The organism is Arthrobacter sp. P1_B11 (assembly GCF_056406715.1).
The window spans coordinates 1-17,781 of the sequence record NZ_JBFTZQ010000049.1; the positions used below are offsets into that span (position 1 = coordinate 1).

General features: G+C 66.9%; 15 protein-coding genes. 6 read left to right on the forward strand and 9 right to left on the reverse strand.

What is annotated here, in order from left to right; genetic code table 11:
- Nucleotides 1–1,036, forward strand: a 1,036-nt coding sequence (locus AC1D14_RS22170; RefSeq protein ID WP_476969202.1) for a transketolase-like TK C-terminal-containing protein, incomplete at its 5' end; no start/stop codon positions are given.
- A gap of 135 nt (nt 1,037–1,171) precedes the next feature.
- On the opposite strand, the gene AC1D14_RS22175 is transcribed toward AC1D14_RS22170, so the two are convergent.
- Nucleotides 1,172–1,369, reverse strand: coding sequence for a YegP family protein (locus AC1D14_RS22175; protein ID WP_230121245.1), 198 nt, complete (start codon nt 1,367–1,369; stop codon nt 1,172–1,174).
- 168 nt (nt 1,370–1,537) lie between these two features.
- Here AC1D14_RS22175 and nboR point away from each other — a divergent pair, with 168 nt between their 5' ends.
- The gene (gene nboR / locus AC1D14_RS22180; protein WP_230121246.1) at nt 1,538–2,161 is read left to right on the forward strand and encodes a nicotine blue oxidoreductase; all 624 of its coding nucleotides are present in this window, start codon (nt 1,538–1,540) and stop codon (nt 2,159–2,161) included.
- Between the two features lies 1 nt (nt 2,162).
- On the opposite strand, the gene AC1D14_RS22185 is transcribed toward nboR, so the two are convergent.
- The 7 genes from AC1D14_RS22185 to AC1D14_RS22215 all read right to left on the reverse strand — a co-directional run bounded on the left by AC1D14_RS22185 (nt 2,163) and on the right by AC1D14_RS22215 (nt 11,158).
- A complete protein-coding gene (locus AC1D14_RS22185) occupies nt 2,163–2,810 on the reverse strand; it encodes a uracil-DNA glycosylase (RefSeq protein ID WP_476882489.1) in 648 nt (215 codons plus the stop codon).
- Between the two features lie 59 nt (nt 2,811–2,869).
- On the reverse strand, nt 2,870–3,850 hold the full coding sequence (locus AC1D14_RS22190; protein ID WP_230121248.1) for an aldo/keto reductase: 981 nt from the start codon (nt 3,848–3,850) through the stop codon (nt 2,870–2,872).
- A 58-nt stretch (nt 3,851–3,908) separates the two neighbouring features.
- Nucleotides 3,909–6,788, reverse strand: a complete 2,880-nt coding sequence (locus AC1D14_RS22195; RefSeq protein WP_476969203.1) for a molybdopterin-dependent oxidoreductase — start codon at nt 6,786–6,788, stop codon at nt 3,909–3,911.
- 2 nt (nt 6,789–6,790) lie between these two features.
- Nucleotides 6,791–7,738, reverse strand: coding sequence for an FAD binding domain-containing protein (locus AC1D14_RS22200; RefSeq protein ID WP_476969204.1), 948 nt, complete (start codon nt 7,736–7,738; stop codon nt 6,791–6,793).
- The gene (locus AC1D14_RS22205; RefSeq protein ID WP_230121251.1) at nt 7,729–8,946 is read right to left on the reverse strand and encodes an XdhC family protein; all 1,218 of its coding nucleotides are present in this window, start codon (nt 8,944–8,946) and stop codon (nt 7,729–7,731) included. The genes AC1D14_RS22200 and AC1D14_RS22205 overlap by 10 nt, the downstream gene beginning before the upstream one ends.
- A 161-nt stretch (nt 8,947–9,107) precedes the next feature.
- Nucleotides 9,108–10,649: an NCS2 family permease gene (locus AC1D14_RS22210; RefSeq protein ID WP_230121258.1), complete on the reverse strand. Its 1,542-nt coding sequence runs from the start codon at nt 10,647–10,649 to the stop codon at nt 9,108–9,110.
- A 14-nt stretch (nt 10,650–10,663) separates the two neighbouring features.
- On the reverse strand, nt 10,664–11,158 hold the full coding sequence (locus tag AC1D14_RS22215) for a nucleoside deaminase (protein WP_230121252.1): 495 nt from the start codon (nt 11,156–11,158) through the stop codon (nt 10,664–10,666).
- 370 nt (nt 11,159–11,528) lie between these two features.
- On the opposite strand from AC1D14_RS22215, the gene AC1D14_RS22220 reads away from it, so the two are divergent.
- Together AC1D14_RS22220 and ligD are read left to right on the forward strand one after the other, a co-directional pair.
- Nucleotides 11,529–12,917, forward strand: a complete 1,389-nt coding sequence (locus AC1D14_RS22220) for an 8-oxoguanine deaminase (protein WP_476969205.1) — start codon at nt 11,529–11,531, stop codon at nt 12,915–12,917.
- Between the two features lie 83 nt (nt 12,918–13,000).
- A complete protein-coding gene (gene ligD / locus AC1D14_RS22225) occupies nt 13,001–14,245 on the forward strand; it encodes a non-homologous end-joining DNA ligase (RefSeq protein WP_476969206.1) in 1,245 nt (414 codons plus the stop codon).
- A gap of 87 nt (nt 14,246–14,332) precedes the next feature.
- On the opposite strand, the gene AC1D14_RS22230 is transcribed toward ligD, so the two are convergent.
- Complete coding sequence (locus AC1D14_RS22230) at nt 14,333–14,500, reverse strand: hypothetical protein (RefSeq protein ID WP_230121255.1); 168 nt, start codon at nt 14,498–14,500, stop codon at nt 14,333–14,335.
- A 373-nt stretch (nt 14,501–14,873) separates the two neighbouring features.
- On the opposite strand from AC1D14_RS22230, the gene pucL reads away from it, so the two are divergent.
- Both pucL and AC1D14_RS22240 read left to right on the forward strand, forming a co-directional pair.
- Nucleotides 14,874–15,782, forward strand: a complete 909-nt coding sequence (pucL, locus tag AC1D14_RS22235; protein ID WP_230121256.1) for a factor-independent urate hydroxylase — start codon at nt 14,874–14,876, stop codon at nt 15,780–15,782.
- 205 nt (nt 15,783–15,987) lie between these two features.
- Nucleotides 15,988–17,490: a nucleobase:cation symporter-2 family protein gene (locus tag AC1D14_RS22240; protein ID WP_230121257.1), complete on the forward strand. Its 1,503-nt coding sequence runs from the start codon at nt 15,988–15,990 to the stop codon at nt 17,488–17,490.
- Nucleotides 17,491–17,781 lie beyond the last annotated feature (291 nt).

Below are 17,781 nucleotides of genomic sequence, written 5' to 3' on the forward strand. Positions count from 1 at the left end.
CGCCCAGGGCCAGCTGATCCACCCCGGCATCAACGAAGCCGGCGCCGTCGCGGCGTTCACCGCCGCCGGCACCGCCTACGCCACCCACGGCGTGCCGCTGATCCCGGTCTACGTGTTCTACTCCATGTTCGGCTTCCAGCGCACCGGCGACGCCTTCTGGGCCGCCGCGGACCAGATGACCCGCGGCTTCATCATCGGCGCCACCGCAGGACGGACCACCCTCACCGGCGAAGGCCTGCAGCACGCCGACGGCCACTCCCCGCTGCTCGCCTCCACCAACCCCGCCGTGGTCACCTACGACCCCGCCTACGGCTACGAAATGGGCCACATCGTCCGCGACGGCATCGAACGCATGTACGGCGAGCATCCCGACAACGGTCCGGCGGGTTCGGCCGCCGACCGCAACCTGATGTACTACATCACCGTCTACAACGAGCCCATCACCCAGCCAAGCGAACCCGAGAACCTCGACGTCAACGGTGTGCTGAAAGGCATCTACCGGGTGTCGGCGTCGGGCACTGAAGGTCCCAAGAGCCAGATCCTGGCCTCCGGCGTTTCCGTTCCGTGGGCGCTGGAAGCCCAGCGGATCCTGGCCGAGGACTGGGGCGTCTCCGCGGACGTCTGGTCGGTCACATCCTGGAACGAACTGCGCCGCGACGGCATCGCCGCCGAGGAGGAAGCGTTCCTGAATCCGGGCGAACCGGCCCGGATCCCGTTTGTGGCACAGCAGCTCGCCGGCGCGGCCGGTCCTGTTGTCGCGGTGTCGGACTACATGAAGGCCGTTCCGGACCAGATCCGCCAGTTCCTGCCCCACCAGTTCGCTTCGCTCGGCGCCGACGGTTTCGGCTTCTCCGACACGCGCGCCGCAGCACGCCGCTTCTTCAAGAACGACACCCACTCCATCGTGGTGAAGACGCTGCAGCTGCTCTCTTCCCGGGGCGAGGTGGACGGCGGGGTCCCGGCCTACGCGATGGATCGCTACAAGCTGCTCGACGTCAACGCCGGCACCACGGGAGGAGCCGGCGGGGACGCCTGACTGTTGCTGGTTGAGCCTGTCGAAGCCGGATTCAACAGGCTCACCCGGCGGAGTTCCCGCTCTGCAATCAGACCGACGGCGGCCCCACCTCCTGGTGGGACCGCCGTCGGTCGTTTCTCGAAAGCATGCTCCGAATTATGTTGAGGTCAGGGACGGGCGCCGGTCCACGATGAACCCGGTCGCGGCGTTCTCCCGCACTGCAGTGATACCTGCGACCACTGCCTTGATGTTCGGAAAACTGGGTGAGACCGCAACTACGGTGCCATCCTCGGCCGTCAGCCGGAACCGGAATGAACCCTGGTCCGCGGTCACTATTTCGAATGTGCCTGCCATCTACGCTCCTTCTGGGCTGCGCCGTTGCAGCCGTCTGTGACCCCCAATTGCCAACACGACATCTACGAGGTTAGCGGCCATTCACTGGGTTAACTACCCCTACTAATCGGTAGTTTTCTCCTCGTAACGGGATGCCGTCCAGCAAATCAGTGTCCTAAGGTGAAGCACATGGAAGACTTCCCGCGCACGGCCACCACCGCGGTCCTCCTTGCCGCGGGGGCCGGCACCCGCTTGGGCCTCGGCCCTAAGGCGCTTCTGCCGTTCCGGGGCCGCACCCTCGTTGAGGTGCTGGCCGACGTCCTGCTCGACGGCGGCTGCCGCGAGGTGGTGGTTGTGCTCGGCGCCGGGGCCGAGTCGGTGCGCGAGAACACGGACCTCTCGCGGCACGCCGTGGTGGAGAACGCTGACTGGTCGACCGGCATGGGCAGTTCGTTCAGACTGGGTCTCTCCTTCGCCCGCGATGAGGATCATGTGCTGGTAGCCCTCGTTGACCAGCCCGGGCTGACCCCGGAAACCGTGGCGCGCCTGCTGTCGGCCCACCGGCCGGGGCACGTGACGGCCGCCGCCTACCCCGATGCTGCGGGCGAACTCCGGCGCGGTCACCCGTTGCTGCTCGACGCCTCGCTGCGCGCCGCGGCAGCGGAGTCGGCCACCGGCGACGCCGGCGCGCGGCATTTCCTCCAGGCCCGCCCCGATGTCATTGACCTGGTGGACTGCACCACCGGGACGGGAGGCAAGCGATCCGCAGGCGAAGACATCGACACTCCGGACCAGCTGCATCTTCTCGACTGAGCTAGTGAATAACGCCGTGCGCCAGAAGCTCTTTCAGGCCCAGCTTGAAACCGGCCCGCCCTCCGTGCGCGGGATGCCTGATTTTCGGCACCCGCAGGCCGCTTCGTTGAAGGCTGCGGTGAGCCACGTTGCCCACCGCCACCACCGACTGGATGGGAAACAGCTCGGTCAACGCTTGCCAAAACGGAGTCCCGATGGCAGTTTCAGTGAGCGTGGGCGTGCGGTTGGACAACGGCCGTCCCGGCGCATGCGGATGAAAGGGGTAGGCGCTCCACAGCAGGGGCAGGAAATCCAGCTCGGCCAACACCGCCCACAGCACAGTGGCCGTTGGTTCGGCTGCTACGCCTCCGGAATCCCCGGGCAACGCGTATCCTTTCCCCGGCCCGAACAGCCCGAAAGCGTTCGCCGGACCCTCGAGGATAGTGCGGTTGGTAAAGGGAATCCCGGTGACCTTCATGCCCCTGAAACCAGGGGCTTCTCCCACCAGCAGAACCTGCGGGCTGCGATCCCGCATCTCCTGCAAGAAGATCTCCAGGTTTTGCCGGCGCCGAGAGTTTTCGGGGATCGCATGATCGAAAAAGTTATGGCTCCCCGGACCGGTTTCCACGGCAGCCAAACTGTCAATGAAGGCGCGGATGGATGTGGTCATTCAGCACTTTGCTTCCCGACGGCGGCCACATGTTTCGGTTGCTGCCGGTCCGGCGCGAACTACCAGCGCGGGTGGATCGACTCGCGGAAGTAGTGGTCGTAGATCCAGCGGACGCCCTCGTTGAATTCCTCGTTCACCGAAATCCCGGCCGCTCCGGCATTGGAGCGGGCCTGCTCCACATTTCGCGCCCCCGGAATAACCGACGTGACGCCGTCCTGTGCAGCGATCCACGCGATGGCCGCCTGCGCGGTGCTTGCACCCTCCGGCACCAGGTTCTCGAACTCGGCCACGGCCTTGAGCCCCAGCTCGAAATCGACGCCCGAGAAAGTCTCGCCGACGTCGAACGCGTCGCCGCCGCGGTTGTAGTTTCGGTGGTCATTCTCGGCGAAGGAAGTGTCCTTGGTGTACTTTCCGGAGAGCAACCCGGAAGCCAGCGGCACACGCGCGATGATCCCGACACCGGCCTTCTTTGCTGCGGGGAGCACCTCGTCCAGGGGCTTAAGCCGGAAGGCGTTGAGGATGATCTGGACGGACGCGGTGCCGTCGTGACGCAGCGCTTCGAGGGCTTCGTCCGTGCGCTCCACGCTGACGCCGTAGTTCCGGATGGCGCCCTCTGAGACGAGGGTATCCAGGGCGTCGTAGACCTCGGCGTTGCTGTAGACAGCGGTGGGCGGGCAGTGCAGCTGGACGAGATCAAGGGAGTCGGTCCGCAGGTTGCGGCGTGAGCGGTCCACCCACTCGCGGAAGTTGGCGAGATTGTAGTTCTCCGGACGCTGCTCCACCCGGCGGCCCATCTTCGTGGCCACGGTAATGTCCAACCCCTGGTTGTCCGCCAGGAAAGCGCCGATGGCCTGCTCGCTGCGGCCGTCACCGTAGACGTCCGCCGTGTCGAAGAACGTCACGCCCGCCTCCGCCGAGGCGGCCAGCACTGCCTGTGCCTGGGCCGGATCCACGTTGCCCCAGTCCGCGCCGAGCTGCCACGTGCCGAGTCCGACGACGGAGACGTTCCGTCCGGTTTTGCCTAAAGTGCGCTGTTCCATCCCCCGACTATATGACGGGAACCCAACGCGGGGTCATTTAGCGCCCCTTCGGCGGGGCTCATTGGGCGCTAAGTGACCCCGCGTTGCTTTTGGAGGACGTGACGAGGCCGGCTTCCTTCAGGCCCAGGTAGATCTTGTCCCGGGCAATCGGGAGTTCGGCAAACCGGAGGCCCGTGGCGTGGCGGACGGCATTGGCCAGGGCCGGCGCCACCGGATTGAACGGGCTTTCACTCATCGACTTCGCCCCGAGCGGGCCCAGTTTGTCGTTGGTCTCGGCGAAGTACACCTCGCTGCGCGGCACGTCCGCGAAGGACGGGATGTGGTACTGCCGGAGGATGTCCGTGGTAACCCGGCCGCCGTCGTCCACCCGGACCTCCTCATACAGCGCGGCGCCCAGCGCCTGCGCGATCCCGCCCTCGATCTGGCCGCGGCACTGCCGGGGGTTTACCACCACGCCGGCGTCCGCCGCCTGGACGCTCTGCAGGATCCGCAGCTCCCCCGTCCCCTTATTTACTGCCACACGGAATCCGTGGACGTTGAACGCGACCGACCGGGGAGTGCCGCCCCAGCGCCCCTCCGCGGCAATTTCGACGCCGGCCTCCGCGGCTTCGCGGGCGAGTTCCGTCAGCGGCACCCTGGTCCCCTCGCAGACCACGGCATCGCCGTCGAGTACACAGCCCGATGACTGGATCTGGTGCATACCGGCGGCGAAGGCCCGGATCCGAACGGCCAGCTCCTCGGCCGCGGCCAGCGTCGCCTTGCCTGCCACCACGGTGCCGGCCGAGCCGAAGGCGCCGGTATCGTGCTCGATCAGGTCTGTGTCCGACTGCCGGACGGCGACGCGCGCCGCCGTGGTGGACAGGGCGGTGGCCGCGAGCTGGGCGTGGACGGTAGTGGTGCCGTTGCCGAATTCGGCGGTCCCGACGTCGGCCGCGTACGTTCCGTCGGGAAGGAGCCGGAGCTTCGCATGGGCAAAGTGTCCGCGCGGCGGAACGGTGTCGATCATGGACAGCGCCGTTCCTTCGCCGGTGACCCAGTCCGGCCCCAGGTCATCGAGCCCTGCGGCCCGGTACCGTTCGCGGCCCCGGTCCAGGGCGTCCCGGACGAGTCGCGTGCACTGGTCCAGCCCGTAGCTGCCGTAGTGGACGTCCTCCTCCGGTTCGGCGTGGGTGGAGAGCATGTCGTCGCCCTCCCGGACCATGTTGCGGCGGCGGAATTCCAGGGGATCCATGCCGATTCCGGTGGCCAGCTCGTCAATCCCGGACTCGATCGCAAAGATCATCTGGCTCAGCCCGTACCCCCGGAAGGCGCCGGAGGGAACGGTGTTGGTGTACGCCGCCTGCGCATCCACCTTCTTGTTGGCGCACTTGTAGACGCCCAGGGACTCGCCGCACCCGTGGAACATGACGCCCGGCGCGTGGTTTCCGTAGGCGCCGGTGTTCGTGAGGACCTCAAGCTGCAGCGCCGTGAGCCGGCCGTCGCTGCTGGCACCGGCTTTGAGTTTGACGGTGAACGGGTGCCTGGTGGTGCTGGCCGTGAACTGCTCGGTCCGGGTGAACTCCAGCTGCACCGGCCGCTTCAGTTTCAGGGCCGCGAGCGCCACGATGTCCTCGGTGAGGACTTCCTGCTTGCCGCCGAATCCGCCGCCCACCCTGCCGGACACCACGTGGATGCGTTCCTCCGGCAGCCCTAACAGGCGGCAAAGCGTGCGCCTGACCAGGAACGGGACCTGGCTGGACGTGCGGATGTGCAGCCGGCCGGCGTCGTCAACCGAGGCGATGGAGGAGTGTGTTTCAAGGGCCACGTGCTGAACCCGCTGGGTCCGGTACGTCTGCTCGTGGATGAAGTCGGACGCCGCGAAACCGTCCTCCACGCTGCCGAGTTCGGAGTGCAGTTCGGCCACGATGTTCTGCTCCGGCCGCGCAATCCGTGCCGTGGCGCCGTCCTTGTCGCCGTGGATGGCCGGCGCCCCGGGCAGAATGGCTTCCTGGGGCGTGAACACTGCGGGCAGGGGCTGGTACTTCACGTCCAGCGCGCGCACTCCCGCTTCCGCTGCCCCCACCGATTCGGCCACGACGGCGGCAACCCGCTGGCCGCGGAACCTCACCACGTCGTCCAGCAGCCGGGTGTCATCGGGGTCGTCGGTGTAGAGCTCGTGCTGGGCCGTGGAGAACAGCTGGGCCGGCGCGTCCGCAGACGTGAGGACGGCCACCACTCCGGGAATTTCCAGGGCGGCGCTTTTGTCGACCGAGAGCACCCGGGCGTGCGCGTGCGGCGAGCGCAGCAGCTTCAGGTGCAGGAGTCCGGGCAGTTCCCCGGCCGGGACGTCCAGCGTGTAGCGGGCCTGCCCTGTGACTACCGCGCGGCTGGCGGGGGCCGGTACGTCATCGCCCAACTGCCCGGGCCGGGGCTCCGGCTGGCCTTCACCGGCGATGCCCGAGCCCGGACCCTCCGAATCCGGATGCCCCTCGTGGCCGCAGACGGCGTCGCCGATGGCCCGGTAACCGGTACAGCGGCACAGGTTCCCCTTGAGGTTCCGCGGCAGGTTGCCCCGCTGCGCGTCATCGAAGGTTGCAGCCGTCATAATCATGCCGGCAGTGCAAAATCCGCACTGGAAACCCTGCCGGTCCAGGAACTGCTGCTGCATCGGGTGAAGGGTGCCGGCTGACGTTCCACCGGCAGACGTTCCACCGGCAGTCGTTCCGCCGGCAGTCGCCAGCCCCTCGATGGTGGTGACCGCATGGCCTTCGGCGCGCACGGCCGGGTAGATGCAGCTGTGCACGGGTATGCCGTCCACATGGACTGTGCACGCTCCGCAGTCGCCGCCGTCGCAGCCCTTCTTGACGCCCAGGTTTCCTTGTTCTCGCAGGAAGGTGCGAAGGCACTGGCCCGGGCGGGGCTGGGATTCCGCGGCCACTCCGTTAATTTCGATCGTCATGTTCAGGCCCCTTTCTGCCCGCTGGACATCCACGCATTGCCGGCAGAAACCGGCCGCGGCGGCCAGAAATCGCCGGATACCGCCCGGGGCAGTGTGCCTTCCGGAGCGGCAAGCTCGTCGCGGATCTCCTCGGCCAGCCGGTACGTCATGTCGCGCCGCCAGGCGGGCAACCCATGGATATCGTCGTGGTAAAGGTCCTCCGGAATGGCTTCGTCCAGCGCTTCCCTGAGTTCGGAAGCGTCCGGCGCCGGGAGGAACCGCAGCTGCACCGGGCGCTGGGTCGCTGCGGTGACGGTCAGCGTCAGCTGCCCACCGCCGTCGAGCGTCCCGACCAGCAGGACCCCGGACCTCCCCAGGTTACTCAGGGACAGGCGGCGGAACGCCGCCCGTGAGGACAGGGCCGACGCCGGGAGGCGGATGCTGCGGAGGAGCTCGCCGGGTGCCAGGGCGTTCTGCCCGTCGCCGGTGACGAAGTCGGCCACCGGCAGCTCCCTGCTGGAGCAGCCTGGGCCGAGGATGGTGACCGTGCCGTCAAGCCCGGCGCACAGCGAGATCATGGGGCCGGCGGGCAGCGACGTGCACAGGTTGCCGCCCACGGTGGACATGTTCCACACCTTGAAGGACGCCACGAAGGAGTCGCAGCAGGGGCGGACGAGGTCCAGGGCGGGCCAGTCCGTTGCCGGGCCGCGGTTCGCCAGTACTGGCGACTCCGGCAGCGCATAGAGCTCGGCCACGGTGCATGTTGCGGCCAGCTCGATCCCGTCCCCGGTCACCGTGACGGCGGGCCAGCCGGCCGAGCCGAGGTCCAGCAGCCTCCGGAGCGGTTCGGGGCCGAAGGCGTGGCTGCCGTAGGAGAACAGGACCGTGCCGCCGGCGAGCCAGGCGTCGCCGTCGCGCCATTCGGCCGGGTCCGTCGTGCGGAGGACGGCCTCTATGGTGTTCATGTCCACGGGGTCTCCTGGCTTTCTTCGTTGGCGTGGTGGATGGGGCCGCTTCCGTCCCTGAGCGGAGCGCAGGCTGCGGCTGCGTTCCGGGCGGCGATCAGCTCGGCCGTGATGGACACGGCCACCTCGGCCGGCGTGACGGCTCCGAGGTCCAGGCCGATGGGCGAATGCAGCCTGGCAAGGCCTTCCGGTGGAACGCCGGCGGCCAGCAGCGCGTCGATGCGCTGGCGGTGGCTGCGGCGCGAGCCCATGGCCCCGACGAAGGCCACGTCCAGGCCGAGGGCAGCTTCCAGCAGCGGGATGTCGAACTTGGGATCGTGGGTGAGGACGCAGATGGCGGTGCGGGCGTCGATCCGGGTTGCGGCGGCCTCTGCCGCCAGGTACCGGTGGGGCCAGTCCGTGACCACCTCATCAGCGGTCTCGAAACGGGCCTGGCCTGCGAACGCCGGCCGCGCATCAATGAGCGTCACGCTGTAACCGAGGAGCTTGGCCGCCGGCACCAGCGCCGCGCCGAAGTCGTTGGCGCCGAACACCAGCATGCGCGGAGGCGGCGTACGGCTTTCGACCAGCAGGGTCACGGGCTCGGGCTGGATCCCGCCGGATTCCTCCACCACGTCGGCGCGCCCGACGCAGCCGCCGGCCGGGGCGAGCCTGACCAGGCCGGTACGTCCGCCGCGCAGCAGGGGTTCCAGCTGTGCTGCGGCCGCCGCCATGGCCTCGCCGGCCGGGCTGCGGAGTCCGAGGAGGGCGGCCAGCTCGGCTGACTGCGCCGCCTTGAATGCCTCAGGGTCCGGGATGACGACGGCGCCGCTCCCGTTCAGGTCAACCCTGCGGATGAGTGCCACCGGGGTTTCCGGCAGCCGCCGCAGCAGCTGGCCGATGGAGGGTCCGGCAAACGCCCCGAACGGCTCGATGTGGACCTGAAGCTCACCGCCGCAGGTGAGTCCGACGGCGAACGCGTCCTCGGCGCTGTAGCCGAAAAGCTCCAGCCGGGTGCCGCCGTCGCGCATTGCCTCCAGCGCCGCCTCGACAACGGCCCCCTCGACGCAGCCGCCCGAAAGGCTGCCAAGGACGTCACCTGCTGCGGACACCATCATGGATGTGCCCATGGGCCGCGGCACCGAGCCGCTCGTGCCCACCACGGTGGCAACGGCACACCGCTGTCCGGAGGCCACGGGGTGCCAGCCGGCGAGGGAAGACATCAGATCCAGCATGGCTGCACTCCCTTTTCATGTGCGGCGATAGTGTCCATATTCTCGTTCCTATCATTGGCCGGGGGAAGCGCGGCTGCGGCGCCGGCGACGATTTGATTGCAGTTTGGTGGACCGGGACAGGCCCCATCTGCCTGTCCCGGTCCGGTCTGGGAGGCCGCGGGCTACGCCCCGAGCAGTGCGCTGACAGGTCCGCGGGCGAAGTAGACCAGGAAGCCGGCGGTCACCACCCACATGAGCGGGTGGATCTTCTTCGCCTTGCCGGATGCCGCTCCGATCACGGCCCAGGACACGAAGCCCACGCCGATCCCGTTGGCAATCGAGTAGGTCAGCGGCATGGTGACGATGGTCAGGAAGGCCGGGAGTGCCACCGCGAACCTGGTGAACTTGATTTCGCGGATCTGGGCCATCATCATGGCGCCGACCACCACGAGTGCGGCGGCGGCGACTTCCAGCGGCACCACGCTGGTCAGTGGCGTGAGGAACATGGAGCCCAGGAACAGCGCGCCCGTGACCACCGAGGCCAGTCCGGTGCGGGCACCTTCCCCGATGCCCGCCGCGGAGTCGATGTACACCGTGTTGGAGGACCCCGAGGTGGCGCCTCCCGCCACTGCCCCGAAGCCTTCCACGATGAAGGCCGACTTCAGCCGCGGGAACGTGCCGTCCTTGTGCGCCACTCCGGCGCTCTTGGCGAGCCCGGTCATGGTGCCCATGGCGTCGAAGAAGTTGGTGAAGACCAGGGTGAACACGAGCATGGTGGCGGCGAGCCCGCCGATCCGGCCGAAGGCTCCGAACAGGTCGAAGTGTCCCACCAGGCCCAGGTCCGGCGCAGAGACCAGCTGCCCCGAGAGCACCGGGGTGTTCAGGTGCCAGCCACCGGGGTTCTCCGGTGTGCCCGGGCCGATGTGGAAGACGGCTTCGACGACGGCGGCCAGCACGGTGGTGGCCACGATCCCGATCAGCAGCCCACCCTGGACCTTCCTCGCCACGAGGATGCCCATGGCCAGCAGGCCCACGATGAACACGAGGGTGGGGACGGACGTGATGGAGCCGTTCTCACCGAGCTGGACTGGCGGCCCGCCGGCGGTGGCGCGGACGAAGCCCGAGTCCACGAAGCCGATGAACGCGATGAAGAGTCCGATCCCCACGGTGATCGCGGCCTTGAGTTCCTTGGGGACGGCCCGGAAGATGGCCGTCCGTGCCCCGGTGACGCCGAACAGGACGATCAGGATGCCGTTGATGACCACCAGGCCCATGGCCTCGGGCCAGGTGACTTCGTGAATGACGGCAACGGCGAGGAAGGAGTTGATGCCCAGCCCGGCCGCCAGTCCGAAAGGCAGGTTGGCGATGAGGCCGAACAGGATGGTCATCACGCCGGCGGTGAGGCCCGTGACCGCACCAACCTGGGCCGCGGACAGCCAGCCGCCGGCAACGTCGGTGGGGGCATTGTCCGCGCTGAATCCGCCGAGGATCAGCGGGTTCAGGATCACGATGTACGCCATGGTGAAGAACGTGACCAGGCCGCCGCGGAGTTCACGCGCGAGGGTTGAGCCGCGCTTGGTGATGTGGAAGAAACGGTCAAGGAAAGCGTCTGACGCCGGCGGCCGGGCTTGTGTGTCCGGGCGGGTCTGCTTGGGCTGCTTGGCCTTCTTGACTGCCGGGGCGGCCGTCTCGGGTCCGTCGGGGGTCTGCTCCAGGAGTGTCATGGGAACCACAGGCCCTAGTAGTCGATCCTGGAATCGAGCGTGTTCCAGGTGGTGAACGGCTCGAGGATCGCGGGCGCCTTCGGGTCTGCGAACCCCAGCTTGGACACCGGCATGAGGTCATCCCGGTCGGCGTTGTCGAAGTACTCGTAGAAGACGGCGTCGTCGAATCCCACGGACGCGGCGTCGTGCCGGTCTGCGGCAAACACCACCCGGTCAATGCGTGCCCAGAGGGCCGAAGCCAGGCACATGGGGCAGGGCTCGCAGCTGCTGTAGAGGGTGGCTCCGCGGAGGTCGAACGTGCCCAGCTCGCTGCAGGCCCGGCGGATTGCCGTGACCTCTGCGTGGGCGGTGGGATCGTTGGTGGCAGTGACGCGGTTGACGCCGTCGAACGCCTGGCCGTCCGCGGTGACGATGACCGCGCCGAACGGCCCTCCGCTGTTCAGGACGTTTGACGTTGCAAGTTGGACGGACCTGGCCAGAAATTGTTCGGCCGTGACGGTGGTACTCATGATGCGCTCCCTTTGGGTGGAAGCCGGTACCCCGTGACGGGATTGAACACCAGTTGCGACGGATACCAGGCTTCAGCATGTGCTTTGAAGGTTTAGTTGCGCCTGGTAGATAGCTTCCCGGTCTCCGGGTGCCCGCCTTTGGCAAGATCGAGATTAGCACCGGAGTGTGGCGTGCGCCATAGTTTCTGGAAAGTTAATTTCGTGATGTGAAATTCAGGTTTCCGCACTGTCACAATCCGCGGCCGTTGACGGCGGCCGGGGCAGCCCTTACGCTGGTGCCGACCCGGCTCCGCAGGCGCCGGCCCCTGGATCAGCAGACAGGACGCACTGAGCTGGAACGTATCGGCACGCTCAGACTAGGAACCCGCACATGACCCAGGCACCTTCCGCACCCCGCGCTTCTGCACCCACGGATTCCCGGCTGTGGATCCGGAATCCGCTCGCAGCATTCACCGCCAACAGCTATGACGCCTCGGGCGGCGTTGTGGTCTCCGGGGGCAGGATCGTGGAGGTGCTTGCCGCCGGGCAACAACCTTCCGCGCCCTGCACGGAGACCTTCGACGCCGGCAGCCACGTGCTGCTGCCGGGCCTGATCAACACCCACCACCACTTCTATCAAACGCTCACCCGCGCCTGGGGTCCCGTGGCCAGTGCCCCGCTCTTCCCGTGGCTGCAGAATCTCTACCCGGTGTGGGCCCGCCTCACGCCGCGAGACCTCGAGCTGGCCGCCACGGTAGCCCTCGCGGAACTCCTGCTGTCGGGCTGCACCACCGCGGCGGACCACCATTACCTGTTTCCGGCAGGCATGGAAGATGCCATCGATATCGAAGTCCAGGCGGTCCGCCGGCTGGGAATGCGCGCCACTCTGACGCGCGGCTCCATGACTTTGGGGCAGAACGACGGCGGGCTGCCGCCACAGTCGACGGTGCAGGCACCGGAGGTGATCCTCGCTGACAGCGAACGGCTGATCGGGCAGTACCACCAGCGCGGCGACGGCGCCGTGATCCAGATTGCGCTGGCCCCGTGTTCGCCGTTTTCCGTGACCAAGGAGATCATGGCCGAGAGCGCACTGATGGCCCAGCGGCTGGACGTCCGGCTGCACACACACCTCGCCGAGACCCTGGACGAGGAGGACTTCTGCCGGGAGATGTTCGGTCTCCGCACCGTGGACTACCTCGACAGCGTGGGGTGGCTGACGGACCGGACATGGCTGGGACACGGCATCCATTTCAGTGATGCCGAGATCGCCCGGCTGGGCGCCGCGGGCACCGGCGTCGCGCATTGCCCCACGTCCAACATGAGGCTGGCCTCGGGCGCCGCGCGCGTCCTGGAACTCGAGGCGGCGGGCGTTCCCGTGGGACTGGGAGTGGACGGATCGGCGTCGAACGATGCGTCCAACATGATCCTCGAGGCGAGGCAGGCGCTGTACCTGCAGCGGCTCCGCTACGGGGCGCAGGTCCCCGTTGAGCGGGCACTGGGCTGGGCAACCCGCGGCTCTGCAGCTGTACTGGGTCGGCCCGATCTCGGCCAGCTGGCTCCGGGGATGCAGGCGGACCTGGCCCTCTTCAAGCTCGATGACCTGAAGTTCTCCGGCAGCCACGACCCCATTGCGGCCCTGCTGCTGTGCGCTGCGGACCGCGCGGACCGCGTGATGGTGGCCGGGCAGTGGCGCGTGGTGGACGGACAGATTCCCGGACTGGACATCGCCGGGCTCATCGCGGAGCACTCGGCCGCGGCCCGGAGGCTCGTCGCGGGCTAGGAGCTTACCCCGTTTCGGTTGCTGCTTTCGCTTGCCGTGCAGCTGGTCTGGCTGCGACATCCGATCGTTGCTAGCGTGGCGGCATGAGCCCGTCGAAGACCCCGGCCGAGATCCTCACCATTGGCGGCACCGAGGTTCGCATCTCGAGTCCGGACAAGGTGGTGTTCCCTGAGCCGGGGCTGACGAAGCTCGACCTGGTGCTCTACTACCTCGCCGTCGCGGACGGTGCGCTGCGCGGCGCGGGGGGCCGGCCAATGGTGCTCAAGCGCTTCCCGAAGGGCATCGACGCTGAGCCGTTCTTTCAGAAGCGCGTGCCCGAAAACCACCCCGACTTCATCGACACGACGACGCTGCACTACGCGTCGGGGACATCGGCTGAGGAGGCCGTCATCCGGGATGCTGCAGGTTTGGCGTGGGTCGTGAATCTTGGATGCCTCGACCTCAACCCGCATCCCGTGCGCGCAGAGGACCTCGAACACCCCGACGAGCTCCGCGTGGACCTCGATCCGATGCCGGGAGTCGATTGGTCCCAGATCGTCGACGTCGCCTATGTCGCGCGGGAGGTGCTCGACGACGTTGGGCTCGTGGGGTGGCCAAAGACGAGCGGGTCGCGCGGACTCCACATCCTGGTGCGCATCGCGCCGCATTGGTCCTACCGCGACGTGCGGCTCGCCGCCGAAACCCTCGCCCGGGAGGTCGAAAACCGCGCTCCCGGCCTCGCTACCGCGCGGTGGTGGAAGGAGGAGCGCGGCGAGAGCGTGTTCGTCGACTTCAACCAGAACGCAAAGGACCGCACGGTGGCATCCGCGTACTCCATCAGGGCCCTACCGGATGCCCGGGTCTCGACGCCGCTCACATGGGATGAGGTCCGCTCCACCCGGCCGGAACAGTTCACGGTGCGCACGGTGCCCGAGCGGTTCGCAGAGATGGGCGACCCTCACGCCGGCATCGACGACGCGGTCGGCACACTCGACGGGCTCCTCGCCTTGGCTACCGAACTCGGCCCCGCCGAGAAGGCGCCGCGCGGCGGCGACGGCTCCGGGCGCCGGCAGTCGGTGATGCCGCTCATCGAGGTGGCCCGCACCAGGACCAAGCCCGAGGCGCTCGCGGCGCTGGACGAGTGGAGGACCCGGCATGCGGACATCGTCCCGGCACTGCACCCCGCCGATGTGCTCGTCGACGGAATGCGCGGATCGAGCTCGCTCTGGTACAGGGTGCGGGTGAACCTGCAGCACGTGCCCGAAGCGGAGCGACCGCCGCAGGAGGAGCTCATCGCCGACTACGACCCCTGGGCCGGCAAGGAGTGGCCGGGGCGCCCGGTGTCCTGACACCGGCGCTGCGCACCCGGCTGAGATCGCCCTCGCGATGCAAGCGCGCAGAGTCCGGCGCCGGTTGGGGCAGTAGCTTTACGGACGTTACCGGCCGAAAACCGGGAGCGCGCGCAGCCAGCGGGAGAATCCGCGGCCGGTTCGGTCGCAGTCGGCCGGGATATAGAAGTCAGGATCTGTGGCGCCGAACGGCAGGTACAGCTCCTGGCCGGGTGCCGGAAAGTCGGCGACGTTGTTCTTATCCTGAGGGTCCATCTGTTCCTCCTCGTTCCTTCGTTCTATTTTCCGCTATTCGGAAAATGTTTATTGACATGTGGAAATTCTAGTGTTGAGCCCGTCGGCGGTCAAGACCCTTGGCCAGCGCCACGCGGGACTAGGGGCACGCGTGCGGTCACAATCGGATTTTTCAATTAGTGATGTACACCACCGGGAAGCTCGGCTACGCTTTAAGTCAACTCGTGGCGTAGGTCACGTAACCTGGGAGCAGCAGGCAGGGTCGTAATGAGCTGGCGTCATTGGATGCCGGCTCTTTTTTGTTGGGTCGGCTCCATCAGAAACGCGTGTGTAACACGCGCTTAATTTCAATGATGGAACCTAGGTTCCACATCACGGAAGTTGGGAACAGACCATGAGCAGCAAAATCATCCTCGGCCAGAACCAGTACGGCAAGGCCGAAGTCCGGGTCGTCAAGATCACCCGGGAGACCGACCGCCACGAGATCGAAGACCTGAACGTCACCTCGCAGCTCCGCGGGGACTTCTCCGCGGCCCACCTCGAAGGCGACAACAGCCACGTCGTGGCCACGGACACGCAGAAGAACACCATCTACGCGTTTGCCCGCGAAGGCGTCGGCTCACCGGAGGCGTTCCTGCTGCGGCTGGGCGAGCACTTCACCTCCAGCTTCGACTGGGTCACCGGCGGACGCTGGGAAGCCGAGTCCTACAGCTGGAACCGGATCCAGGCCCACGGTGCGGAGCACGACCACTCGTTCGTGCGCAACGGCCAGGAAGTCCGCACCGCCGTCCTGGTGAAGGACGGCGCGGCAACGCACCTCATCTCGGGCCTCAAGGACCTCACGGTCTTGAAGTCCACCCAGTCCGGATTCGTGGGCTACCCGAAGGACAAATACACCACCCTTCCGGAGACTACCGACCGCATCCTCGCCACGGACGTCTCCGCCCGCTGGCGGTTCAAGCCAGGCACTGACTTCAGCACCCTGGACTTCAACAAGAGCTACGAAGACGTCAAGAGCCTCCTGCTGGAGGGCTTCACGGAAAAGTACTCGCACGCCCTGCAGCAGACCCTGTTCGACATGGGCGCCAAGGTCCTGGAGGCGCACGGCGAGATCGAAGAAATCAAGTTCTCGATGCCCAACAAGCACCATTTCCTCGTGGACCTTTCGCCGTTCGGCCTCGACAACCCCAACGAGGTCTTCTTCGCCGCGGACCGGCCCTACGGCCTGATCGAGGCCACCGTCCAGCGCGACGACGCAGCATCCGCCGAGATCGCCTGGTCCGGCATCGCCGGATTCTGCTAACCCTCCCCGTTTCAGGGGTGCCGCGCCCGGAGTCTCTGTTCCCACACGGACCAGCGCTCCGGACGCGGACACCCCGCCGGCCCGAAACACCACCGGGCCAATCCGCAGCCGGCCAGATCACGGGCCCGCCCACCCTAGTTCCACACTGTTAGCCAGACACCGTTAGCCAGACAAAGACGTCTGCCATGAACCAAGAAAGTCTGCCATGAACACCAAGAAGAATTCCGCCGCTGCAGTTACCGGCAACGACCGCAAGCGGTCGGACCGCCCCGAAGACCAGCGCATGCCCATTGCAAGCACCTTCGCCTACGGTTTCCAGCACGTCCTCACCATGTACGGCGGCATCATCGCGCCTCCGCTGATCATCGGCGCAGCCGCCGGCATGTCCTCGCAGGACATCGGGCTGCTCATTGCCGCCTGCCTCTTCGTCGGCGGCCTCGCCACGATTCTCCAGACTGTCGGCATCCGTTTCTTTGGATCCCAGCTCCCGCTGGTTCAGGGTGTCTCCTTTGCAGGCGTCTCCACCATGGTGGCCATCGTCCACGGCGGCGGGGGCATCCAGGCAGTCTTTGGCTCGGTCATCGCCGCCTCGCTGATCGGCCTGCTGATCACGCCGCTGTTTTCAAAGATCATCCGCTTCTTCCCGCCAGTGGTGACGGGGACGGTCATCACCACCATCGGCCTGACCCTGATGCCGGTGGCGGCCAACTGGGCCATGGGCGGCAACAGCAAGGCGCCGAACTACGGCAGCATGGCCAACATCGGACTGGCTGCAGCCACCATGGCGATCGTCCTGCTTCTGAGCAAGGTGGGCAACGCTGCGATCTCGCGGCTGTCCATCCTTCTGGCGATGGTCCTCGGCACGGTCATCGCCTTTGTCTTTGGCATGGCTGATTTCTCCAAGGTGGGCCAGGGCGAGATCGTCGCCTTCCCCACCCCGTTTGCCTTCGGTCCGCCCACGTTTGAGATCGCCGCAATCATCTCCATGCTGATCGTCATCCTGGTGACACTGACAGAAACCTCCGCCGACATCATCGCCGTTGGCGAGATCGTGGGCACCAAGGTTGATTCCAAGCGGATCGGCGACGGCCTGCGGGCGGACATGCTCTCCAGCGCCATCTCCCCGCTCTTCAATTCCTTCACCCAGAGCGCCTTTGCCCAAAACGTGGGACTCGTTGCAATCACGGGCGTCAAGAGCCGCTTCGTGGTCAGCGCCGGCGGCCTGATCCTCGTGATCCTCGGCCTGCTGCCGGTGCTTGGCCGGGTGGTCGCGGCGGTGCCGACCCCCGTCCTGGGCGGTGCCGGCGTCGTACTCTTTGGAACCGTTGCCGCAAGCGGCATCCGCACGCTTTCCAAGGTGGAATACCGGAACAACATGAACCTGATCATCGTGGCGGCATCCATCGGCTTCGGCATGATCCCGATTGCCGCCCCGGCGTTCTACGACAAGTTCCCGTCCTGGTTCGGCACCATTTTCCACTCGGGCATCAGCTCAGCCGCGGTCATGGCGATCCTGCTCAACCTGCTGTTCAACCACCTCAAGGCGGGCAACTCGGAGAACCAGTCGGTGTTTGTGGCCGGCACCGGGCGCGTGGTCCGGGAGGAAGACCTGGAATGTCTGGCTGACGGCGACCGCTTCGAGGGCGGGAAGCTGATCGACTGCGACGGAAAGGAAGTCACGGTCCATTCGTCGAAATCCGACCACTGACCTGCTAAGCGCGAACGAACACTTGGGGCCCCTACCCTCCGTCTTGGGTTCTAGCGGTCGTTGCAACACCCCGACTTTTGGGAGTTGCAACGACCGTGGTTCGTTTAAGCGGTGATTCATCAGGATCCGGGTGGTACTCGCAGGATCAGAAGGATGCATTTTTCGCGGTGTTTGACCGCTTGGGGAGTACGGCGGCGGCCGCGAGAGAGTTGGGGTTGAACCGGTTCACCTGTGCAGGCTGGGTCCGGAAGGCGGGACTGAAGGGCCGCGGGAAACGCGGGTCCGGTCCCC

Bases quoted from the DNA above. Each gene is read 5' to 3' on its own strand.
- AC1D14_RS22240 (WP_230121257.1), top strand. From the start codon at position 15,988: ATGAACACCAAGAAGAATTCCGCCGCTGCAGTTACCGGCAACGACCGC.
- nboR (WP_230121246.1), top strand. From the start codon at position 1,538: ATGGAAGACTTCCCGCGCACGGCCACCACCGCGGTCCTCCTTGCCGCG.
- AC1D14_RS22210 (WP_230121258.1), bottom strand. From the start codon at position 10,649: ATGACACTCCTGGAGCAGACCCCCGACGGACCCGAGACGGCCGCCCCG.
- AC1D14_RS22195 (WP_476969203.1), bottom strand. From the start codon at position 6,788: ATGACGATCGAAATTAACGGAGTGGCCGCGGAATCCCAGCCCCGCCCG.
- AC1D14_RS22230 (WP_230121255.1), bottom strand. From the start codon at position 14,500: ATGGACCCTCAGGATAAGAACAACGTCGCCGACTTTCCGGCACCCGGC.
- AC1D14_RS22190 (WP_230121248.1), bottom strand. From the start codon at position 3,850: ATGGAACAGCGCACTTTAGGCAAAACCGGACGGAACGTCTCCGTCGTC.
- AC1D14_RS22185 (WP_476882489.1), bottom strand. From the start codon at position 2,810: ATGACCACATCCATCCGCGCCTTCATTGACAGTTTGGCTGCCGTGGAA.
- ligD (WP_476969206.1), top strand. From the start codon at position 13,001: ATGAGCCCGTCGAAGACCCCGGCCGAGATCCTCACCATTGGCGGCACC.
- AC1D14_RS22215 (WP_230121252.1), bottom strand. From the start codon at position 11,158: ATGAGTACCACCGTCACGGCCGAACAATTTCTGGCCAGGTCCGTCCAA.
- AC1D14_RS22220 (WP_476969205.1), top strand. From the start codon at position 11,529: ATGACCCAGGCACCTTCCGCACCCCGCGCTTCTGCACCCACGGATTCC.
- AC1D14_RS22205 (WP_230121251.1), bottom strand. From the start codon at position 8,946: ATGCTGGATCTGATGTCTTCCCTCGCCGGCTGGCACCCCGTGGCCTCC.
- AC1D14_RS22175 (WP_230121245.1), bottom strand. From the start codon at position 1,369: ATGGCAGGCACATTCGAAATAGTGACCGCGGACCAGGGTTCATTCCGG.
- pucL (WP_230121256.1), top strand. From the start codon at position 14,874: ATGAGCAGCAAAATCATCCTCGGCCAGAACCAGTACGGCAAGGCCGAA.